Origin of the sequence: Pseudomonas sp. MYb327 (genome assembly GCF_040438925.1) — a bacterium.
In the GTDB taxonomy this organism is placed as follows: domain Bacteria; phylum Pseudomonadota; class Gammaproteobacteria; order Pseudomonadales; family Pseudomonadaceae; genus Aquipseudomonas.
Genome location: NZ_CP159258.1, coordinates 2,461,998 through 2,482,529 on the forward strand (window position 1 = coordinate 2,461,998; position 20,532 = coordinate 2,482,529).

Sequence of the window (20,532 nt, forward strand, 5' to 3'; positions counted from 1 at the left end):
AACAACATGAGCGACAAGGAACAAGTCGAAAGCTGCTTCAGCAAAAAGATACTGGCCTGCCCGCTGCGGGGGCATTGGACGAGTTTTCGCCTGGTTGACGAATTTGGCGACGGAAAACCCTATGGAGGTTTGCCTTACACGATTCATGACAGCGTCGGTCAGGAATACACGGGGCGGTTGAATGGTGACGGTTTTCTCAGATTGGAGAACCACTATCGCGGCCCTCTAGTACTCACGCTGGACGCTTCGTATAAAGGCTTGGAAGCAATATACCGAGACTTGATGATACGAAAGGCTTACCCCCTCCCCATCACCGAACTCCAGGTCCGCGCCGAACAAACCCGTTTCTTCCACGCCGACGGATTTCGGCGCGAACACAACCCGGCGATCAAAGAAGCCGACGTCTTCATCCAGGTCGAAGTACGCGATCTGGTCCGTCATGGCGCGCACCTGCCACCGGTGGTCAAACGCTTCCACGAACCGCAAAGCACGTTGCTCCGGGCCATGGGCGAACTGGGTTTCGGCCCCGAGCATTCCTTTGGCATCGCCCTCAGCCCCAACCACCACAATGTGCTGGAAGTGCGGCCGTTGCGCGCCTTGCGGCCAATGCTGTCCACCGATGATTCGTTCTGTGCCCTGAACCTCTATCAATTGGCCTTGATGGCGACCTTGAGTTACACCGACTTCGCGCAGGACCCGGCGAAAAGGCCGCTGGACAAGGTGCGCTTCACCCTCGACCCGAGCATCGGCAATCTGTTTGGCGAAGCGTTGGCCGGCTTCCGGGAGAACTGGCGCGTCGATCGGGGGCAATCCCAAAGGTTCTATCCGCTGTACGAAGATGTGCCGTATTCAAAGCGCCTGGAAATCCTGCCGTTCGACCCGACGCTGTATGAATCGAATCATCCAAACAAAGGCGAAGACCAGGAGCATCCCGCCAACCAGCATTTTTTCGATGACCAGGAAGACGGTGGCGATACCCAGGCGTTCATCTGTCATCACGACGAAGTCATTCTGATTTCCGTGCGTGGCACCGCGAGTTTGAAGGACGCGGTGCGTGATGTGGATGCGCTGCAAGTGCCATTTGAAGAAGGCGTTGGGAAGGTACACAAAGGATTTTATACAGCGTTTCAAGCAATCAACGAGTTCATTAAAAGTTATCTAGGTCGGTTTTACTCAGGCCAGAAAGTCATTATTTGTGGGCATAGTTTGGGTGGTGCTATTGCCCTGTTGTTAGCTGAAGCGCTGCGCCGTGATAACCAGAAATACAGCATCCTCCTCTACACCTACGGCGCCCCACGCGCCGGCGATTCGACCTTCGTCGAGGGCGCCGCCGACCTTGTGCATCACCGCATGGTCAACAATAACGACCCGGTCCCTGGCGTGCCCGCGCCCTGGATGGACGCCAACTGGAAAGTCTGGCTGCCGGGCCTGACGCTGACGATCGCCAGCGGCTACGGCCTGTTGCTGTTCGGCGCGGGGCTGGTGCGGGTCGGCGGTGATCCCTATCACCATCACGGGCAACAGCAGCATTTCATGCCCGTGCATTTCGTCAGCCATGAGCCGTCGGCGGTGTTGTGGGACCCAGGTTGCGAGTCGATCGAAAATTACGCGTGCACCGCAATGCTGGAGCAGACCCGGCGCAACGATATGCCGGTGCGCGGCAACCTGCTGGCACAACTGATCGACTACAAAGACCACATGATGCTCGGCAGTTACATTCCTTTCGCCTGGGCGACCATGCGCCGCTGGCAGCAAACCGAGGAAACCGGCGAAACCGTTGTCACCTCGAGAGAATACGAAGTGATCGACGATGCCCTGGCAGCGTTCAGGGAAAAACTCTACGAGCATACCCGGCAAATGCGCCATAACGAGGGCCCGCGAGGCGCGACGGCCAATGAACAAGCCGTCTTGAGTGCCTTGAACCGGGAGCAGGATCGGCTGAAGAGAACCCGCCAGCGCCTGCACACCTTGCGCTGTCGCGTCCTCTCCCTGACCGACGTCTACGGCAACGCGGCGCAGTCACCGGAGTTCGCCGCGAGCATCGAGCGCTGGGCCAGACACACTGAAAATCAGCATTCAGTGCAATACGCGAATGTTCCCAAGCCACTGGAGAGCGAACTGTTGCTGGCGGGCGAGCCGTTCGATATTGATTCGTACCTTTGAATAGCGCTCAGGCCACCCCGACCTCCACCAGCCCTTCGTTCAGCCGCACCGGCCAGACGCGCAAACGCTGTTGCGGGTATTCCAGGCAACTGCCGTCCTCAAGACGGAAATGCTGTTTGTAGATCGGCGACGCGACGACCAGGTCCCCCTTGATACTGCCAACCAGGCCGCGACCGATGACATTGGCACCGGATTGCGGGTCGTGGTTGTCGATGGCGTAAAGCGTCTTGCCCTCCATCCCCGGCAGGTAGAACAGCGCCACTTGTGCACCGTCCAGCCACACCACCACACCGGAGTCGTTCACCAGATCTCGCTCGCTGCACACCGATTGCCAGACGGCAGACGCAGCGGTTTCAAGGCGTTGGGTATTGGACTGAGTCATCAGACACTCTCCTCGGTTACAGGGATCAGGTTGAGTTCCGCCGCCATGATTGGCCGGCGTTGACCGCGTTCCTGGACAAAGTGGATGTCCGGGTCCGGGCGTTTATCGTTGACGAAGGTGCGGAAACGCTTGAGCTTTTCCGGGTCCTTGAGGGCGTTGGCCCATTCGCATTCGTAGCGATTGACCACCAGTTGCATCTGCGACTCGAGTTCGGCACCGAGCCCGAGGCTGTCGTGGATGATCACGTCCTTGAGGTAATCGAGGCCGCCTTCCAGGCTTTCGCGCCAGACCGAAGTGCGCTGCAATTTGTCGGCGGTGCGGATGTAGAACATCAGGAAGCGGTCGATGTAGCGGATCAGAGTCGCGTCATCGAGGTCAGTGGCAAACAGTTCGGCGTGGCGCGGACGCATGCCGCCGTTACCGGCGATGTACAGGTTCCAGCCCTTCTCGGTGGCGATCACGCCGACGTCCTTGCTCTGTGCCTCGGCGCACTCCCGGGTGCAACCGGACACCGCGAACTTGAGTTTGTGCGGCGAACGCAGGCCTTTGTAGCGGTCCTCGATGGTCAGGGCCATTTGCACGCTGTCCTGCACGCCGTAGCGGCACCATGTACTGCCGACGCAAGACTTCACCGTGCGGGTCGATTTGCCGTAGGCGTGACCGGTTTCAAAACCCGCTTCAATCAGTTCGCTCCAAATGTCCGGCAATTCATGCAACTGCGCGCCGAACAGATCAATCCGCTGGCCACCGGTGATTTTGGTGTAGAGATCGTATTTCTTCGCTACCACGCCGATCGCGATCAACTTGTCGGCTGTGATTTCACCACCAGGAATGCGCGGCACTACCGAGTAGGTGCCGTTTTTTTGCATGTTGGCCATGAAGGTGTCGTTGGTGTCCTGCAACGGCACCAGCGACGGGTCCATGATCGGCTGGTTCCAGCACGAAGCCAGGATCGAGCCCACCGCCGGTTTGCACACATCGCAACCGGTGTGGCCACGGCCATGTTTGGCCAGCAGTTCTTCGAAGGTGATCACTCCTTCTACGCGAACCAGCGCATACAGTTCCTGCCGGGTGTAGGCGAAGTGTTCGCACAGGCTCTTGTCAACACTGACGCCACGGGCAATCAACTCATGCTCGAAGACTTGCTTGAGCAACCCGGCGCAACCGCCGCAACCGGTGCAGGCCTTGGTCTGCGACTTGAGCAGGCCGAGGTCGGTGCAACCACCGTCGATGGCTGAGCAGATCGCGCCCTTGGTCACGTTGTGGCAAGAGCAGATCGTCGCCGCTTCCGGCAAGGCGCCCGGGCCGAGAGTCGGTGCGCCTTCGGACGACGGCAGAATCAGTGCGGCCGGTTCGGACGGCAAGGCAATCGCGTTCTGCATGTATTGCAGCAGCGTGTCGTAGTAGCTGTTGTCACCGATCAGCACCGCGCCGAGCACGTGTTTGCCGCTGGCATCGACCACCAGACGGCGGTAGCTGGCGGTGGTTTCGTCGATGAACTGATAGCTGCGCGCGCCCGGCGTGTTGGCGTGGGCATCGCCGATGGAGCCCACGTCAACGCCGAGCAATTTAAGCTTGGTCGACATGTCAGCGCCCTGGAACGGCTCGGCGGCGTCGTCACACAGACGCGCTGCGACGCTGCGGGCCATTTGGTAGCCCGGTGCGACCAGGCCGAACAGGCTGCCATTCCACGAGGCACACTCGCCGATGGCATAGATGTTCGGGTCGCAGCTCAGACAGATATCGTCGATCACCACGCCACCGCGCGGACCGATTTCCAGCGCGCATTGGCGAGCCAGCGCATCTTGCGCACGTATACCGGCGGAGAAAACGATCAGGTCGGTTTCGAGGAATTCATCGTTGGCAAAATTCATCCGGTAGCGGTATTCCTCACCGGCGCTGATCGATTGCGTGGCGCGGGACAGATGCACGCCGACGCCGAGGCGTTCGATTTGCGCCTTGAGCGCCAGGCCACCCAGTTCATCCAGTTGCACCGGCATCAGGCGCGGAGCGAATTCCACCACATGGGCTTCAAGGCCCAGGCTTTTCAGGGCGTTGGCAGCCTCCAGACCAAGCAGACCACCACCGACCACAACGCCGCGCCGGGCATTGCCAGCCGCCGCACGAATAGCGTCTAGGTCTTCCAGCGTGCGATAGACCAGACGCGAATCACCTTCGGCGCCTTCAATCGGCGGCACAAACGGATAGGAACCGGTGGCCAGGACCAATTTGTCGTAAGCAACGCAACCCTGCGCGGTGATCACCTGACGCCGCTCGCGATCGATTTCCAGCACCGGCATACCCAGGTGCAGTGTCACACCGGGCGTCTGGTACAACGACGCATCGCTCAGCGCCAACGACTCGGCATCGCGACCGGAGAAGTATTCGGACAGATGCACGCGGTCGTAAGCGCGCATCGGTTCTTCGCTGAAAACGTGCAGGCGATAGCGATCAAGGGCACCGCGCTCGATCAATTGCTCGACACAATGATGTCCGACCATGCCATTGCCGATCACGATCAGCGTTTGCTGCTTGTTCAAAGTGGCCACATTGGAATTCATAAACGACACCTGCCCAAAGCCCATCACGGTGAAAAAAAGCAAAAAAAAACGCCTGAAACCTTGCGGTTCCAGGCGTCTTTGCCTGTTCTTTTGCGGTGTTGAAACCAGACAGCTATGCCTGATCCACCGATGTAGCCCACGACCTTGGCGGCCAGTCGATCGTCGTTGACCGAGAGGGCTGCCCCTCTTTTTCAGCGGGGCTTGATGGGGTTAATGCAGTGATTGTGCCAAACAGTTGCAAGGGACTTTCCAAAGCTGGGAGAGTGCCTTTCTGGCGCGGTTTATGTGCGGTTCTGGCGAGGTGGACGGGGTTGGCGGCGGTAGATGCAAACCCGCTAAACCGCTTCGCGCTGGTGCACGTCGGCGGGCTTGGCGCTTAAAAAGTGCATCTGACGGTGGACGGTGCGGACTTTGTGGCGAGGAAGCTTGCTCCCGCGCCACAGGTTTGTCGGTGTTGCGGCTCTCAGCAACACCGCGTATTACATTTCCCCCGACCAAAACGCGCTTCCTGACGCTCGCGAAAAAACGCCTCATAACTCATCACCGGCTCGCCCGGTTGATTGATCGCCCTCTGCGCTACGTAGTTGTCGTAATCGGGAACGCCCACCATCAAGCGTGCGCTCTGGCTGAAGAAACGGGCGACTTGCTGGAGTTTACGGAACATGGCGATGCTCTCTATGGGGTATTGGACGCCCCCATCTAAGCGCACTGATGTATCTGCAATGTGTCCGCACACGAGCCGTTTGTAAGTTCATGTACTCAAGTGACCGCGACCATTTGGCGCACGACCGGCGGGCGAATCGATTAAGCGCCAATGGGCAACAGTTTGTTAACATCCATGCGCTTTTTTTCGTCTGATCCGTCAGGCACTGTGTTCTATCTGTCGCTACACAGGATGCTTTTTTTCATGAGTACGTTGTATTCCCGTCGCACGGTCCTGCAAGGCATGAGCCTGCTGAGCCTTGGCCTGCTCGCCGGCTGCGATGACAGCAGCAAGCTGTCGTTCAAGTACGGCAAGGACCTGAGCGACAAGATCATGGGGCGTAACTTCAAGCTCAAGGACGCCGAAGGCGAAACCCGGATGCTCGGCAGCTACCGTGGCCTCATGCCCATGATCTTCTTCGGTTTCACCCAATGCCCGGCGGTCTGCCCGACGACCCTGGCCCGCGCCGCCCAGGCCAAGAAGCTGATGGGCCGCGACGGTGAGCGCCTGCAAGTGATCTTCATCACCCTGGACCCCGAGCGCGACACCCCGCAAATGCTCGACAAATACGTCAAGGCCTTCGATCCGAGTTTCGAAGCGCTGTCCGGCACGCTGGAAGAAACCGCCGCCACCGCCAAGGAGTTCGGCGTGTTCTATGAAAAGGTGCCGAGCGGCGATACCTACACCCTCTCCCACACCGCGACCAGCTACGTCTTCGATTCCAGGGGCAACTTGCGCCTGGGGCTGTCCGCGTCCCTTACCGCTCAAGAGTGCGCAGAAGACCTGCTCACCGTCATGGAGGTCTGCTGATGACTTCGTTTTGCGCAAAGCGTATTAAACAAGTGGCCCTGGGCCTTTCCCTGATCGGCATGGCCTGGCAGGTGTCCGCGCAAACTCAGGTGAATGACGCCTGGGTGCGTTCCACCGTGGCGGGCCAGCCGTCGACCGGCGCTTTCATGACCCTGCAAGCGGACACCGACAGCAAACTGCTGAGCGTGCAGTCGCCGGTTGCGAAGACCGTGCAAATTCATCAGATGAGCATGAAAGACGATGTAATGCGCATGGGTCAGGTCGAATCCGTCGCGCTGCCGGCCGGCAAACCGGTGAGCTTCGATCCCAACGGCTACCACATTATGCTGATGGACCTGACCGCTCAGGTTCAGGAAGGCAGTAAAGTGCCTCTCACCCTGACCGTCGAAAACGCCAAGGGCGAGAAAGAAACGATCAAGGTCGACGCCGAAGCTCGCGCGCTCGGTACGATGGACCACGGCAACATGGATCACAGCAAGATGCATTGAAGGCCCGACGGCCTCGGTTCACGGGGCCGTTCACTGATGGGAGGTGCGTAATGACGACGAACACCGAAACCGCGATCCTGGCCGGTGGCTGCTTCTGGGGTATGCAGGATCTGATCAGGCGCAAGCCCGGCGTGATTTCCACGCGGGTCGGCTACTCAGGTGGCGATGTACCCAACGCGACTTACCGCAACCATGGCAGCCATGCCGAAGCGATCGAGATTGTCTTCGATCCGCAAAAAATCAGCTATCGGCAGATCCTCGAGTTTTTCTTCCAGATTCACGACCCGACCACGCCAAATCGCCAGGGCAATGACTTGGGAGAGAGTTACCGTTCGGCGCTTTTTTACCTCAGCGAAGAACAGAAACGCGTCGCCGAAGACACCGTGGCCGACGTTGAAGCCTCCGGCCTCTGGCCCGGCAAGGTCGTCACTGAAATCGAGCCTGCCGGTCCGTTCTGGGAAGCCGAGCCTGAACATCAGGACTACCTGGAACGCATTCCCAACGGCTACACCTGCCACTTCATCAGGCCAGACTGGACGCTGCCGAAGCGCAGCTGAATCCTTCACAACGCGCCCTGTAGGAGCTGCCGCAGGCTGCGATTTTTTGATCTTGCCCTTGTAAAGCCAAATCAAAAGATCGCAGCCTTCGGCAGCTCCTACACGACGGCTGTCGCCCTCTTCAGGGGTTGTTGTTCACACGTCGACCGGATCGTATTCGTTCACGTTGGCTACCTGCGCATGCATGCGCCCCAACAACTCAATCAGCGTATCCACTTCCGCGGCCGAGAGCCCGCTGAGCAGCCGCCGCTCTCGCTCCAGCGCAACCTTCAGCACCCGTTCATGTAACGCTTTCCCGCTGTCAGTCAGGCTGACGGTGTAGCGCCGCGCATCCTTTGGATCGACCTGGCTGCAAATGTGCCCCGCCACCTCCAACGATTGCAGTGAACGGCTGACGGCGCTCTTGTCGAGTCCAATCGTCTGGCAGATTCGATTGGCGGTGATGTCACTTTCCACGGCGAGCATCGAGAGCATTCGCCACTCGACCACACCGATGCCGAAATGCTTGCGATAGCACTGCGATGCCCCTGCCGAGAGTTTGTTGGACAGGAAGTTCAGCAGCGCCGGGACATAGCGAGTGAGGTTCAGTTGGGATTCTGCGGACATGGAGCGAGCACCTTGGATCGGCGGATCTTGGAATATTGGTTGACACCGCAACTAAATAATCGGAGGATTTCTCCACCGAACGTCACGGGTGATGACCTGCATGATAGGTCGTCGCCCTACCACATAAAAACAATTATCAGGTCTTGGTCATGAACCCTTTCAATTCGATCGCCCTCCACGCACAAGCGCCCGGCTGACCCCTCCCCAGCCAAAGCGCTAATCCATGTTTTTTTCAGCAGCCACTTCAGTGTGGAGGGACAAGTCATGCTTCAAGTCAACGTCACCCGCAAAGCAGACGAAGCCGAAGGCATCTGCAGTTTCGAGTTATGTGCCGTAGATGGCAGTGCGCTGCCGGCGTTCGAGGCCGGTGCCCACATCGACATTCACATCGCCGAGGGCCTCACTCGGCAGTACTCCTTGTGCAACGACCCCAGTGAGCGCCATCGCTACCTGATCAGCGTGCTAAACGACCCCAATTCCCGTGGCGGCTCCAGAGCCATGCACGAACAGGTACGGTCAGGGCAAACACTCACTATCAGCACTCCGCGCAATCTCTTTCCGCTTGATCGCTCAGCCAGCCGACACCTGCTGTTTGGCGGTGGTATCGGGATCACCCCCATGTTGGCCATGGCCTATGAGCTATCGCACCAAGGGGCCGACTTCGAGTTGCATTACTGCTTTCGATCAAACGAGCGCGCGGCGTTCGTGGCGATGCTTGCGCAAACGCCTTTCGCCGGGCGCATCAAGCTTCATGACGATAGCGGCCCCCTGACCCAGAAGCTCGATGCGCCCGCTTTGCTCTCGACCCCAGACGCTGGCACCCATCTTTATGTATGTGGCCCGGCCGGTTTCATGAACCACATCCTCGATGCTGCGCAGAACGCGGGCTGGTCACAGGATCGCGTCCATAAAGAGTTCTTCGCTGCTGAGCCTGTCGATCAAAGCGCCAATACTGCCTTCGAAGTCGAACTGGCAAGCAGTGGCCGGGTTTTTCAGATTCCTGCCGAACGCACAGTGTTCGAAGTACTGGACGAGGCCGGCATAGAGATCGAGTCATCTTGCGAGCAAGGCGTCTGCGGCACCTGTGTAACTCGAGTCCTCAGGGGCATTCCAGACCACCGGGACCAGTTTCTGACAGCGGCCGAACAAGGCGCAAACGACCGCTTCACTCCCTGCTGTTCTCGCGCCAAATCATCACGCCTGGTTCTTGATCTCTGAATCGAACAACAAAATAAACCTGGAGAACACCATGAACATGCAAACGCTTGCCGAAGAAATCCCAGCGCCAGCCTTGCCTGACTTTCCCCTGAACCAGTGGTACGTCGCTGCGCTGGGTTGGGAGTTGAAGGACAAACCCGTGGGCCGGACCCTCCTCAACAAGCCTGTCGTGCTGTTTCGCAAAGCCGACGGCGAGGTCGCCGCGCTGGAAGACCGCTGCTGCCATCGGGCATTGCCGCTGTCGAACGGCACGCTCGAAGCAACGGGCATTCGCTGCGGATACCATGGCCTGCTGTTCGATGAGCGCGGGAAATGCGTCGAAATCCCTGGCCAGGAAAAAATCCCGAGCAAGGCCAAAGTACCCGCGTATCACGTGCGTGAGCAGGATCAGATCGTCTGGATCTGGTTTGGCAGCGAGGCTCAATCCGAGCCGGCCTGCGAGCCGCCGACCTACGCTGTTCACAGCGGCGGCAAGTACTTGTTCGACGGCAGCGTGTACCACTACAACGCGCCTTATCAACTGATTCACGACAACCTGATGGATCTGAGCCATCTGGGTTATGTCCACTTGCGTACCATCGGCGGCAACGCCAGCATCCACATGAATGCCCGGATGAGTGTGGAAAGTGAAGACAACGTGGTACGGGTCGTGCGCCACATGCCGGACTCTGTGCCACCACCCACCTACACCGCCGCCTACCCCTTCAAAGGCACCGTTGACCGTTGGCAGGAAATCGAATTTCACGTCAGTCATCTGCGCATCTGGACCGGCGCGGTAGATGCCGGCACCGACGACCTGGACGACCCCGATCGCGGTGGCTTCCACATGCGCGGATTCCACGGGGTAACGCCAGAGACTGCAACCACCAGTCACTACTTCTGGACCATTGCCACCAACCCTGCAAGCGACCCCGAAGCCATCAAGGCCAAGGTGGTTGAGCAAACGATATTGACCTTCGATGAAGACAAGGAAGTTATCGAAGCCCAGTACCAGAACATGTGCCGGTTCGGCGCACGCCCGATGATCGACATACACGTTGATGTGGGTGCCAATCGCGCCCGCCGAATCATCGAGCAACTGCGCCAATCCAACTCTTGAATGCACAGCGCACGCACACTGGTTGAGTGTGCGTGCGCTTCAAACCGAACCGGGCTTAACGCGTGGGAAACACCACACCCACCTGCTCTGCGTACTTCATCCAGGCTGCTTTAAGCCGCTGTACCGTCTCCGGTTGGGAGGCTGCCAGATCCGTGGTTTCGCCACGGTCGTTCGCCACATCGAACAACTGCCATTGCAGCGGCTGCGCGTTATCGCCAAAACCTGCCTGGGGTCGCATGCCCAGTAGCTTGAGGTTGCCTTCGCGATAATAAGCATTGCCGAACAGCTCGCCAGCCAGGCTGTCAGTGCTGTGCGGGCTGCCTTTTCCGGCGAGCATTGGCAGCATCGATTGACCGGTGATCGGATGTTTACCGGTATCGGTTGGCAATGCGACACCCGCCACTTCCAGAAAGGTCGGTGCCAGGTCATCCACCCGTGCAATGCCGCGTTCAACGCCCTGACGGCGCAATGCCTTGGGCATCTGGACAATTGCAGGCACGCTGATCCCGCCTTCTGCGGTGGTGCCTTTGAACAGGTGGAACGGTGCCGCGCTGACTTCAGCCCAGCGCAAGCCATAGTCGATCTGCGAACCCTTTTGTCCGAGGTTGGCAAAGCTATTGTCGGTGTGCGCGCCCGGCGGATAGAACTGGGTGTGGTTTTCTCCCGCCGCACCGTTATCCGACATGAACACGATCAACGTGTTGTCGTACTGTCCACTTTGACGCAGGTAATTGATCAAGCGGCCAATGTTATGGTCGAGGTTATCGACCATGGCGGCGTAGATTTCCATCTTCCGCGCCTCGACACTTTTCTGCTCGAGGCTCAATTGCTCCCAGCCCGGCAACTTGGGATTCACCGGTAGAGGCTTCGCAGGCTGGGCGTCGCTCGCCATGAGACCAAGGCTTTTCATCCGTTCGATCCGCGCCAGCCGCACGCTGTCATAGCCCTGATCGAACCGTCCTTTGTACTTGTTCAAATACGCTTTGGGCGCCTGCAGCGGCCAGTGCGGCGAGGTGAACGCCGCGTAGGCGAAAAACGGCTTGCCGTCCTTTTTGCTGTTTTGCAGGTAGCTGATCAACTTGTCGGTATAGAAATCCGAGGAATAGAAATCCTCCGGCAACTCCACCGCTTTGCCGTTTTCGCGGTAGTGCACTTGCTCGATTTTTGCCGGGTCGACACTAGAGGGTTTGAAGTGCGATGCCCCGCCCTCCAGTAAGGTGAAAGACTGCTCGAAGCCGCGCTGATCCGGGCCTTGATCCGCCTCAAGGCCCAGGTGCCATTTACCGACCATGAGGGTGCTGTAGCCACCCTGTTTCAACAGTTCGGCAATCGAGTAGGAACGCTGGTTCAAATACCCCTCGTAACCCGGTTTGCCCTGTTGAAACGGTTGCAAGGCTTCAGCCATGGTGCCGAGTCCGGCGAGGTGGTTGTCGGTGCCGGACATCAGCATCGAACGCGTGATCGAACAGGTCGGCGCGGCGTACATATTGGTGAACTGCAAACCCTCCTTGGCCAGTTGATCCAGGGTTGGCGTACTGATATCGCCGCCATAGCTGCCAAGGTCCGAATAACCCAGGTCATCGGCCACGATCAACAGGATATTGGGCTGTGCCGAGTCAGCGCTGGCCGCCATGGCCAAGGGGCTGCCCATGGCCAGCAGGGTCGCGAGTAACGTTTGAGGCAGACGCAAAAGAGGCATGTGTTCTCTCTTATTGTGTTTAATCGAAGACTGTTTTTGGCTGTCCCGCGCGGCTTACTCTTCGAATATCGCCACCGCGCGAACAAACCCCGCCGATGCGTGCTTGATCTTATAGGGAAAACACGACACCACGAATCCACTGGCCGGCAACGACTCCAGGTTGGCGAGTTTTTCCATTTGCCCATAACCGATCTCGCGTCCGGCCTTGTGCCCCTCCCAAATGATCGAGGCATCACCGTCGGCGGCAAATCGTTCGCGAGTGTATTTGAAGGGTGCGTCCCAACTCCAGGCATCGGTGCCGACAACCCGCACGCCTCGCTCCAGCAGATACATCGTGGCTTCACGACCGATGCCGACACCAGCATCCAGATATCCCGGTTGCCCGAACAACGCGCCGGCACGGGTGTTGATCAGCACGATGTCCAGCGGCTGCAATTCATGGCCGATGCGCGCCAGCTCGGCTTCGATCTCGTCGGCGGTTACCACATGACCGTCCGCCATGTGCCGAAAATCCAGCTTCACCCCCGGTTGCAGGCACCAGTCCAGCGGTAACTCATCGATGCCAAACGCCGGCTGACCGCCGTCGGTGGTCGAGGCGTAATGCCAGGGCGCATCCATGTGCGTTCCGCTGTGGGTGGTGATCTGCAGTCGCTCGGCCGCCCAGGATTCGTTGCCTGGCATTTGCTCCAGTTGCAGTCCCGGAAACATCGCGGCCATTTCCGGCCAGCCTTGCTGGTGATCCATGTAGTCGATCTTCGGCAGCAACGGCGGCGGATCGGTGTAGGGGTTGTTGTCGAGCGTGACCGAGAGGTCCACGAGACGACGTTTAGGCTTGGTGGGCAGTGACATGAAAGGTCTCTCCGGTCGGCGACACGTGTCGAGGGGCTGCGGGGTTGAGGGAATTGCGGACCAACGCGGCAGCGTTGCGGTCATGGTTGAAACCGACGGCGCGGGCCTGCGGGGTTTTAAGCGGTGGCAACTGTCCGAACAATGCTTCCAGCCCTGCGTCGGGGGCATAACTGATCAGCGTGCGGCGGTCCTGCCCATAGCGTTCGGCCAATGCGTCGACCACCTGGGCGATGGACAAATGCAACACCGGCAGCTGCCACACCCGTTGAACGCCCATCGAGGCACCATCCAACTCAGCAGCGTGGATCAGGTTGTTCACACAGCAGCGCGCCGACATCCACCAGGCTGTCGCCTCTGGCGAAACCGGGCATTGATACGGTTCACCTTCGGCAAAAGCGCGCATCAGGTCGCTCATGAACGCCGAGCGCAAGCCATTGGGCTCACGGGGCCGGGCGACGATGCCCGGCAGACGCAACGCACGACCATCCACATCGCCGCGCCGGGCCAGGTCACTCACTGCGCTTTCGACCATGGCCTTGTGCGTGCCATAGGACAATTCGGGGCGCAGCTCCGCAGCCTCGTTCATTCGTTCCGGCAGATGACCGCCGTACACCGCAACACTGCTGGCGTAGACCAGAACGGGAGGCTGCTGCCTGTTGCGCAATTGGTTGAGCAGTTCAAGGCTGGCCAGCAGGTTGACCTGATAGCCGAGTTCGTACTGTTCTTCAGCCGCGCCACCGGGGATGCTGACCAAATGGAACACCACGTCGATGCCGTCGGCCAACACCCGGCGCATCAACGCCGGATCGGTCACGCTGCCGAAATGCCGGCGTAGTCGAGCGTCATCCGGCAAGCCCTGCAAGTCCCTGTCCAGTACCAGTAACGAGCCAATAGCCCGGCCCCGTAAGCTGCCCCGCGCCAGCAGGCAACGCACCAGCTCTCGACCGACAAAACCATTGGCACCGGTAATCAACACACGCATAGGGCGCCCTCAGCCTTGAGCTTGAACGACACGTTGATCGATCGCGCCGAACAACGACTGGCCGTCGCTATCCAGAACATCCATGTGCACGCGGTCACCAAAACGCATGAAGCCGGTTTGCGCAGCACCGTGCTCGATCATTTCGATGGCGCGACGCTCGGCAATGCAGGCAGAACCGGCGCTGCGCTCGGCATTCGACACCGTACCGGAGCCGATCAGCGTGCCTGCACCCAAACGGCGAGTCAGCGCGGCATGCGCGATCAACTGGCCGAAACCGAAGTTCATCTGCCCGCCGTGCGGGTGCCCAAACCATTGGCCATTCCAGTGCACCTGCAAAGGCAGATGCACACGCCCGTCGCGCCAAGCATTGCCCAACTCGTCCGGGGTGATGGCCAGCGGCGCGAAGCTGGATGAGGGCTTGGCCTGCAAGAATCCAAAACCGGTGCGCATTTCCCGTGGCGCCAGGGCGCGCAAACTGACGTCGTTGATTTGCAGGATCAACTTGACGTGTTGCAGCGCCTTTTGCGCGTCGCACCCGATCGGCACGTCATCCACCAGCACCACGAACTCGCCTTCAAAGTCGATGCCCTGGCTTTCGCTCGGCAGCGCAATGTCGTCGCGCGGGCCAATGAAGTCGTCACCGGCGCCCTGATACATCAGCGGTGTGTGTTCGACCCCGTCGATGGGATCAAGGTTGAACGCCTTCTGCATCAGCGCACCGTGGCTGAGGAAGGCCGAGCCGTCACACCACTGATAGGCACGCGGCAACGGCGCCATGGCCTGGCTGGGGTCGAAGGCAAAGGCGTGCGTCGCATCGCCCGCGTTTAACCGAGTCGACAACGCCTGCAAGCGCGGTTCGGCACTGCTCCAGTTTTCTATGGCCTGCTGCAAGGTCAGCGCCACGGAACTGGCATCCAGAGCCCACGCGAGATCCCGCGAAACCACCACAAGTTGACCATCACGACTGCCGTTTTTCAGGGTGGCGAGTTTCATGCCGATGCTCCCTTGCCATTGCTCAACTCAGCGCCGAAGCGCCCATCGAGAAGAATGAAAACCATGCGCGCCATCGATTCAGTGCGGTTGCTCCAGGCGTGATTAGTGCCGCGTTGCACCACGACGTCGCCACGTTTGAGGTGCACTTCTTCCTCATCCAGCACCAGCCATACTTCGCCTTCGGTGACGATGCCGTAGTCGAGGGTTTCGGTGCGGTGCATCAATTTGTGCTTTGATCCGGCCTGCCCTGTACCGGCGTGGGACTCGCCAATTTCGGCAAATACCGCCGCGGCATTCTCATCGCTGACCTGGTTCTGCACGCTGTCCGGTGGAATATCCACCACCCGAATCACACTGCCCTGTGGCCCGGGGCTCAGTTGCAAGGGTTTGCTGCTGGGATCGCTGGCGTTGTCGAGCAAGGCCGGGCTGGTGCTGCTGTTCCACAGTTCATAAAACACCGTGCCCGGCACCGCCGACAGCGGGAATACGTTCGGCGTCGGCCCGTTGCTGGCAACGATGGCCTGGCCATGTTGGTCGTGGCCGGTGACCACTCGCTTGAACTCAGGAAGCGCTTGCATGGAAAATCCTCATTCAGTTTTCGTCGCCGATGGTCGTGCCACCGACAACAACATTCGCGTGGTGCGACAGGCCACCGAGCCGGGGCACGGCCAGACAAAACAGCGCCACTAACAGTTGCAGCCCACCGACAATGGCTAATGCATGGGGTAGCGCCATGGCGTCGCCACGGGTCATGCCGAGCACCACGAGGGGGCTGATAAATTCGCCGGCGAAGATAGCCGCGGTGAAACATCCCGCCGCTCGTCCGCGCTGATGGAAATTGACTTGCGCCATGATCCAGGTGATCAACGTCGGCAACATCAGGCCGATGCCCAGGCCATTGATCGTCACCGCGACCACCACTTGCACATGGGTCAGCGCGTCAGCCATCAGCAAACCGCCGATGCCCGCCAGCACATAGGCGATCAACAGCATGTGCTGCCCACGCATGCCGCCGAACAAACGAAAACTCAGTGCACCGATCAGCACGCCCAGTTGATTGGCGCCCATGGTCATGCCGATTTGTTGAGGGGCATCCACCTGCAGCAGGTTGAGCAGGTATCCGGCTTGCACCGGAACGATAAAGAGGCTCAACCCCGCCAACAGCGACAGCACATACAGGGGCGCAAGTGCACGCCAGGGAAACTTGCCTGCCGGCAGCGGTGGCGTGAGTTGTTCAGGCTGCGGGCGAGCCTGCGGTTCCCACAGCTTCCAGGCCATCAGTGGCAAGAAAATCAGGCCCACGGCGTACAACGCAAACGGCGTGCGCCAGTCGTTTTGCCCGAGGAAACCACCCAGCGCGATAAACACCGCCGCCGACAACGACGTGGCGACCATCTGCAAGGCAAACAAACGCTCACGCCGGGCGCCGCTGTAGTAGTCGCCCATCAGCGTGGTGCAGCAGGTCATGATCCCCGCCTCGGCCAATCCAATGCCCCCACGACTCAACACGATGGCCGGCAGCGAGTCGAGCCAGAGCGGCAGCACGCCGCAGAGGACGTACAGCGACATGCTCGCCAGCAGTAATGGCTTGCGCCCAAGGCGATCGGCGATCAGCCCGGCGAAGGGTGCCAGCAAGGCAATCACCAATGCCGGCAAGGTCAACACCACAGGCACCAGCACGGCGCTCCCGGGTACGTCGGCGAAATGCGCCTGCATCCGCGGCAACACCGGGGCCAGCAACACCGCGCCCAGTACCGGCAAACAACTGCCCAGCAGCAACAACAGCGATTGCGCCCATCCGGCCTGTCGGGCGGCGTTTTCTGCAACGACATTAGCGACCATGGCACGGCTCCTTGCTGCGCAGGTGATGAACGTTGGCAACCACCGCCGTCTCGGAATCTGCGACGTTGCGCACCGTCACTGGCACGACGGCACCCTGCGCCTCGCTGCGTGCAGGTAACAGGAAGTACGCCAGCGCGGGCAGCAACACCAAGGCTCCGACCATGTTCCAGACAAACATGAACGCCAGCAGCACCCCCATGTCGGCCTGGAACTTGATGGGTGAGAACGTCCAGGTCGCCACGCCGATGGCCAGGGTGATACCGGTCAACATCACCACCTTGCCGGTGGAAACCAGTGCGCGGTAATAGGCTTCGGACAGGCTCGCCCCTTGGCGCAGATGGCCCAGGAGAATGCTCATCACGTACAACGCGTAATCGACACCGATACCGACGCCCAGGGCGATCACCGGCAGCGTCGCGACTTTCACACCGATGTTCAGCCAGACCATCAAGGCTTCGCAGAGGATGGACGTCAGCATCAACGGAATCACCGCGCACAGCGTGGCGCGCCACGAGCGGAAGGTGATCAGGCACAGCAGAATCACCGCACCGTAAACCCAGATGAGCATCTCGCGGTTGGCTTGCTTGACCACGATGTTAGTCGCGGCTTCGATGCCGGCGTTACCGGCGGCCAGCAGGAATTGCACCTCGTCGGTGTTGTTCGCGGCGGCAAATTTTTCAACGTGATCGACCAGGCGGGTCAGCGTCTCGGCCTTGTGGTCGGTGAGGTAGGCGTACAGGGTCAACAGGCTGCAGTCTTCGTTGTACAGCCCGCGCGGCGCGCTGGCGGTGATCATGTTGAGCATCGCCTGGTTGTTCTGCAGCTCATACCACTTAGGGTTGCCTTCACTGAGGCCGACCAGCATGCGCCGGTTGAGCAACGCCAGCGAGTTGGTCGAGTCCACGCCCGGCAAGGCGCGCAGTTGCCAGTCCAGGGCGTCGACCTTGGCCAGGATGTCGTAGCGTGCGCAGCTGCTGGCCGGGGTTTTCACCATCACCGCGAACAGGTCACTGCTGGCGCCGTAGTGACGGGTCAGATAGGCATCGTCCTGGTTGTAGCGCGAATCCGCACGCAGCTCCGGCGCCCCCGCGTCGAGGTCGCCGATCTTCAGTTGCAGGCTGACCACAAAACCCAGAGCGGCCAACGCAAGGCTGATGGCGATGCACAGGCTGGCCCAACGACGATGGGTGAACAGGTCGAGAAAGCGCCAGAAGGCATGCCTCGTCTGACCGGTTTGCTCGGCTTGTTCACTCTTGAGGCTTAGTTGTGCCGCACGCGGGGTGACGCCAACGTAAGAGAGCAACACCGGCAGCAGGATCAGGTTGGTGAAGATCAACACCGCCACGCCAATGCTGGCGATCACCGCGAGGTCCTGAATAACCTGGATCTTGATCAGCATCAGCACCGCAAAACCGACGGCATCACACAGCAGCGCCGTCAGTCCGGCGAGAAACAGCCGTCGAAAGGTGAATCGCGCCGCCACCACCCGGTGCATGCCCCGGCCGATGTCCTGCATGATGCCGTTCATTTTCTGCGCACCGTGGCTCATGCCGATGGCAAATACCAGGAACGGCACCAGCACCGAATACGGGTCCAGTTGGTAGTCCAGCAACGGCAGCAAACCGAGCTGCCAGACCACCGCCACCAGCGAGCACAACACCACCAGCACCGTACTGCGCAGGCAACGGGTGTACCAGAACAGCACGGCGGTGGTGATCAGGATCGCGACGGCAAAAAACAGCAGGATCTGCTTCAGACCGGCAATCAAGTCGCCGACCTTTTTTGCGAAACCGGTGATGCGAATGTCGATGTTGGCGTTTTGATAAGTGCTGCGCAGCGACTCCAGTTGCCCGGACAACACTGCGTAATCCAGCGGCTTGCCGTCAGGGGTGGTCGCCAGCAACGGCACGTAAATGATGCTGGAGGTCTGGTCGAAAGCCACCAACTGGCCGAGCTCATTGGAGCGCTGCACATTTCGGCGCAGCGCTTCGAGGTTGGCGGCGCTCCCGCTGTAGTCGTCCGGAATCACCGGGCCGCCGTCGAGGCCATCTTCGGTCACGGCGACCCAGCGCGTGGCCGGAGTCCACAGCGACTTCATGTACGCGCGGTCGACACCCGGCAGCAGGTAGAGTTTGTCGCTCATGGCCTGCAGGGTCTTGAGGTACCCGGCGTCGTAGATATCGCCGTTCCGGTTGGCCACCACGATACGCAGCGCATTGCCCAGGCCAGTGAGCTGTTTCTGATGCTCAAGATAGTTGGCGATGTAAGGCTGCTGTGTGGGGATCATCTTTTCGAAACTGGCATTGAGCTCGATGCGGGTGGCTTGATAACCCAGCACCAGAGTGGTCAGCACACACACCAGCAGCACCCAAAGGCGGTGGTTGAACAGCGTGCGTTCCACCACTGAACCGGAGCGCGGATCGAAATTCGCCAGGCTTTGCGTGGCGTTGTCGAAAGACTTCATAACCTCACTCCGAAGCGGTAGCGATTGACGGCGAGATGCGCGTCAACCCAGTGAAACCGGCCAGCGTCAGACTGCCGTCAGCGGCCTGGACAACACTGGCAACGGGCTTGCCGAGCGGTTTGCCGTAGGGCTGGAGCAGTGCGCCGGGTTGGCTGTTGGTGCGAAACAAGGCACCGCTCTGATTGACCAGCAGCAACTGGCCGTCATCGGTGCGGATTGCATCGCTGAAAGACACCGGCATTGGCACCGGAACAGGCTGGAAGCTCACGCCAAGGTCGCTGGAGGCAAACGCATTACCCTTCAAACCGGCCACCAGCAGCACGCCGTCATCGCGTATTTGCAAGGTGAAAAAACTGCCCGCGTAAGGGCTTTCCAGCTGCGTGAATGACTTGCCGGCATCAATCGAGCGAGCGAGAAAACCCTGCTCCCCCGCGAGGAACCAGTGCTCGCCGCGTTGAGCAATGGCCGACAAGTGCGCGCCCATCGGGTTGTCGATCTGGCCCATGATGGATTGCCAGGTGGTGCCGCCATCGTCGGTGCGAAAGGCCAGGCCGTACGCACCCACGATCAACCCGTGCCGTGCGTCGACGAATTGCAGGGCGAGAAACGGCTTGTCAGCCCCCTCGGCGGCAAGCCGTTCAGCCGTTTGCACGCGCGCGGCGGCGGCATCGGGATCGCTCGCAGAAGGCAGTTGCCCGGTGGCGGCCGCCAACTCAAGTTGTGCCGCACGCAAACCGTCCAATTGCACAACCCAGTGTTCACCTCCGTCGCGAGAGGCCAGTACGACACCGGCATGCCCGACCGCCCAGCCTGTGTTGGCGTCGACAAACTGCACGGCCGTAAGGCTGACCGAAACCGGCACAGCCGCCTGACGCCAACTCACGCCGTTGTCATCGGAAAGCAGCACGATTCCCCGCTCCCCCACCGCCACCAGCCGCGAACCTGCACGGGCCAGGTCCAGCAGCACCGCGGATTTCGCTTGTGGCGCCTGCATTGCCGGCGTGTTGAGCGTGTCGCCCACCGCCTCGGCGTGCGCCAGGCTCAACGGCAACGCCAGAGGCAGCGCCACAAGGCACATCAGCCGACCAACCACCTGACAGAATCTGTTCATACCGA

General features: G+C 60.0%; 18 protein-coding genes. 6 read left to right on the forward strand and 12 right to left on the reverse strand.

The annotated features are described in order from the left end of the window. The first annotated feature begins 6 nt into the window (after nt 1–6). The gene (locus ABVN21_RS10990; protein WP_339552106.1) at nt 7–2,163 is read left to right on the forward strand and encodes a lipase family protein; all 2,157 of its coding nucleotides are present in this window, start codon (nt 7–9) and stop codon (nt 2,161–2,163) included. 7 nt (nt 2,164–2,170) lie between these two features. On the opposite strand, the gene nirD is transcribed toward ABVN21_RS10990, so the two are convergent. From nirD to ABVN21_RS11005, 3 genes are all read right to left on the reverse strand, one after another. Beyond that, nucleotides 2,171–2,545 (reverse strand): nitrite reductase small subunit NirD, encoded by a 375-nt coding sequence (gene nirD / locus ABVN21_RS10995; RefSeq protein ID WP_339552107.1) that lies wholly within the window; start codon nt 2,543–2,545, stop codon nt 2,171–2,173. Beyond that, nucleotides 2,545–5,106 (reverse strand): nitrite reductase large subunit NirB, encoded by a 2,562-nt coding sequence (gene nirB / locus ABVN21_RS11000; RefSeq protein ID WP_339552108.1) that lies wholly within the window; start codon nt 5,104–5,106, stop codon nt 2,545–2,547. The genes nirD and nirB overlap by 1 nt, the downstream gene beginning before the upstream one ends. A 463-nt stretch (nt 5,107–5,569) precedes the next feature. After that, nucleotides 5,570–5,770, reverse strand: a complete 201-nt coding sequence (locus tag ABVN21_RS11005; RefSeq protein WP_339552109.1) for a CstA-like transporter-associated (seleno)protein — start codon at nt 5,768–5,770, stop codon at nt 5,570–5,572. A 243-nt stretch (nt 5,771–6,013) separates the two neighbouring features. Between ABVN21_RS11005 and ABVN21_RS11010 the strand changes: the two genes are divergently transcribed. Genes ABVN21_RS11010 through msrA form a run of 3 tightly spaced genes read left to right on the forward strand, consistent with a single transcriptional unit; the run spans nt 6,014 to nt 7,664 of the window. Further along, the gene (locus ABVN21_RS11010) at nt 6,014–6,619 is read left to right on the forward strand and encodes an SCO family protein (protein ID WP_339552110.1); all 606 of its coding nucleotides are present in this window, start codon (nt 6,014–6,016) and stop codon (nt 6,617–6,619) included. Beyond that, the gene (locus ABVN21_RS11015) at nt 6,619–7,107 is read left to right on the forward strand and encodes a copper chaperone PCu(A)C (protein WP_339552111.1); all 489 of its coding nucleotides are present in this window, start codon (nt 6,619–6,621) and stop codon (nt 7,105–7,107) included. The genes ABVN21_RS11010 and ABVN21_RS11015 overlap by 1 nt, the downstream gene beginning before the upstream one ends. A 50-nt stretch (nt 7,108–7,157) precedes the next feature. Beyond that, nucleotides 7,158–7,664: a peptide-methionine (S)-S-oxide reductase MsrA gene (msrA, locus tag ABVN21_RS11020; RefSeq protein ID WP_339552112.1), complete on the forward strand. Its 507-nt coding sequence runs from the start codon at nt 7,158–7,160 to the stop codon at nt 7,662–7,664. Nucleotides 7,665–7,799: 135 nt separating this feature from the next. On the opposite strand, the gene ABVN21_RS11025 is transcribed toward msrA, so the two are convergent. Continuing rightward, nucleotides 7,800–8,270, reverse strand: a complete 471-nt coding sequence (locus ABVN21_RS11025) for a MarR family winged helix-turn-helix transcriptional regulator (RefSeq protein ID WP_339552113.1) — start codon at nt 8,268–8,270, stop codon at nt 7,800–7,802. 264 nt (nt 8,271–8,534) lie between these two features. On the opposite strand from ABVN21_RS11025, the gene ABVN21_RS11030 reads away from it, so the two are divergent. Continuing rightward, nucleotides 8,535–9,488: a PDR/VanB family oxidoreductase gene (locus tag ABVN21_RS11030; protein ID WP_339552114.1), complete on the forward strand. Its 954-nt coding sequence runs from the start codon at nt 8,535–8,537 to the stop codon at nt 9,486–9,488. Nucleotides 9,489–9,519: 31 nt separating this feature from the next. Continuing rightward, on the forward strand, nt 9,520–10,587 hold the full coding sequence (locus ABVN21_RS11035) for an aromatic ring-hydroxylating dioxygenase subunit alpha (RefSeq protein WP_339552115.1): 1,068 nt from the start codon (nt 9,520–9,522) through the stop codon (nt 10,585–10,587). A 55-nt stretch (nt 10,588–10,642) separates the two neighbouring features. On the opposite strand, the gene ABVN21_RS11040 is transcribed toward ABVN21_RS11035, so the two are convergent. The 8 genes from ABVN21_RS11040 to ABVN21_RS11075 are packed head-to-tail and all read right to left on the reverse strand — an operon-like array spanning nt 10,643 to nt 20,527. Further along, nucleotides 10,643–12,286 carry an arylsulfatase gene (locus ABVN21_RS11040; protein ID WP_339552116.1) on the reverse strand — a complete coding sequence of 548 codons (1,644 nt, stop codon included), beginning with the start codon at nt 12,284–12,286 and terminating at the stop codon, nt 10,643–10,645. A gap of 54 nt (nt 12,287–12,340) precedes the next feature. Next, the gene (locus ABVN21_RS11045) at nt 12,341–13,135 is read right to left on the reverse strand and encodes a cyclase family protein (RefSeq protein WP_339552117.1); all 795 of its coding nucleotides are present in this window, start codon (nt 13,133–13,135) and stop codon (nt 12,341–12,343) included. Continuing rightward, on the reverse strand, nt 13,113–14,117 hold the full coding sequence (locus tag ABVN21_RS11050; protein ID WP_339552118.1) for an NAD-dependent epimerase/dehydratase family protein: 1,005 nt from the start codon (nt 14,115–14,117) through the stop codon (nt 13,113–13,115). The genes ABVN21_RS11045 and ABVN21_RS11050 overlap by 23 nt, the downstream gene beginning before the upstream one ends. 9 nt (nt 14,118–14,126) lie before the next feature. After that, nucleotides 14,127–15,110 (reverse strand): fumarylacetoacetate hydrolase family protein, encoded by a 984-nt coding sequence (locus ABVN21_RS11055; protein WP_339552119.1) that lies wholly within the window; start codon nt 15,108–15,110, stop codon nt 14,127–14,129. Continuing rightward, nucleotides 15,107–15,688: a cupin domain-containing protein gene (locus ABVN21_RS11060; protein WP_339552120.1), complete on the reverse strand. Its 582-nt coding sequence runs from the start codon at nt 15,686–15,688 to the stop codon at nt 15,107–15,109. The genes ABVN21_RS11055 and ABVN21_RS11060 overlap by 4 nt, the downstream gene beginning before the upstream one ends. A gap of 13 nt (nt 15,689–15,701) precedes the next feature. Further along, nucleotides 15,702–16,952: an MFS transporter gene (locus ABVN21_RS11065; protein ID WP_339552121.1), complete on the reverse strand. Its 1,251-nt coding sequence runs from the start codon at nt 16,950–16,952 to the stop codon at nt 15,702–15,704. Next, nucleotides 16,942–19,416, reverse strand: a complete 2,475-nt coding sequence (locus ABVN21_RS11070; protein WP_339552122.1) for an MMPL family transporter — start codon at nt 19,414–19,416, stop codon at nt 16,942–16,944. The genes ABVN21_RS11065 and ABVN21_RS11070 overlap by 11 nt, the downstream gene beginning before the upstream one ends. Before the next feature lie 4 nt (nt 19,417–19,420). Continuing rightward, nucleotides 19,421–20,527, reverse strand: coding sequence for a YCF48-related protein (locus ABVN21_RS11075; protein ID WP_339552123.1), 1,107 nt, complete (start codon nt 20,525–20,527; stop codon nt 19,421–19,423). Nucleotides 20,528–20,532 lie beyond the last annotated feature (5 nt).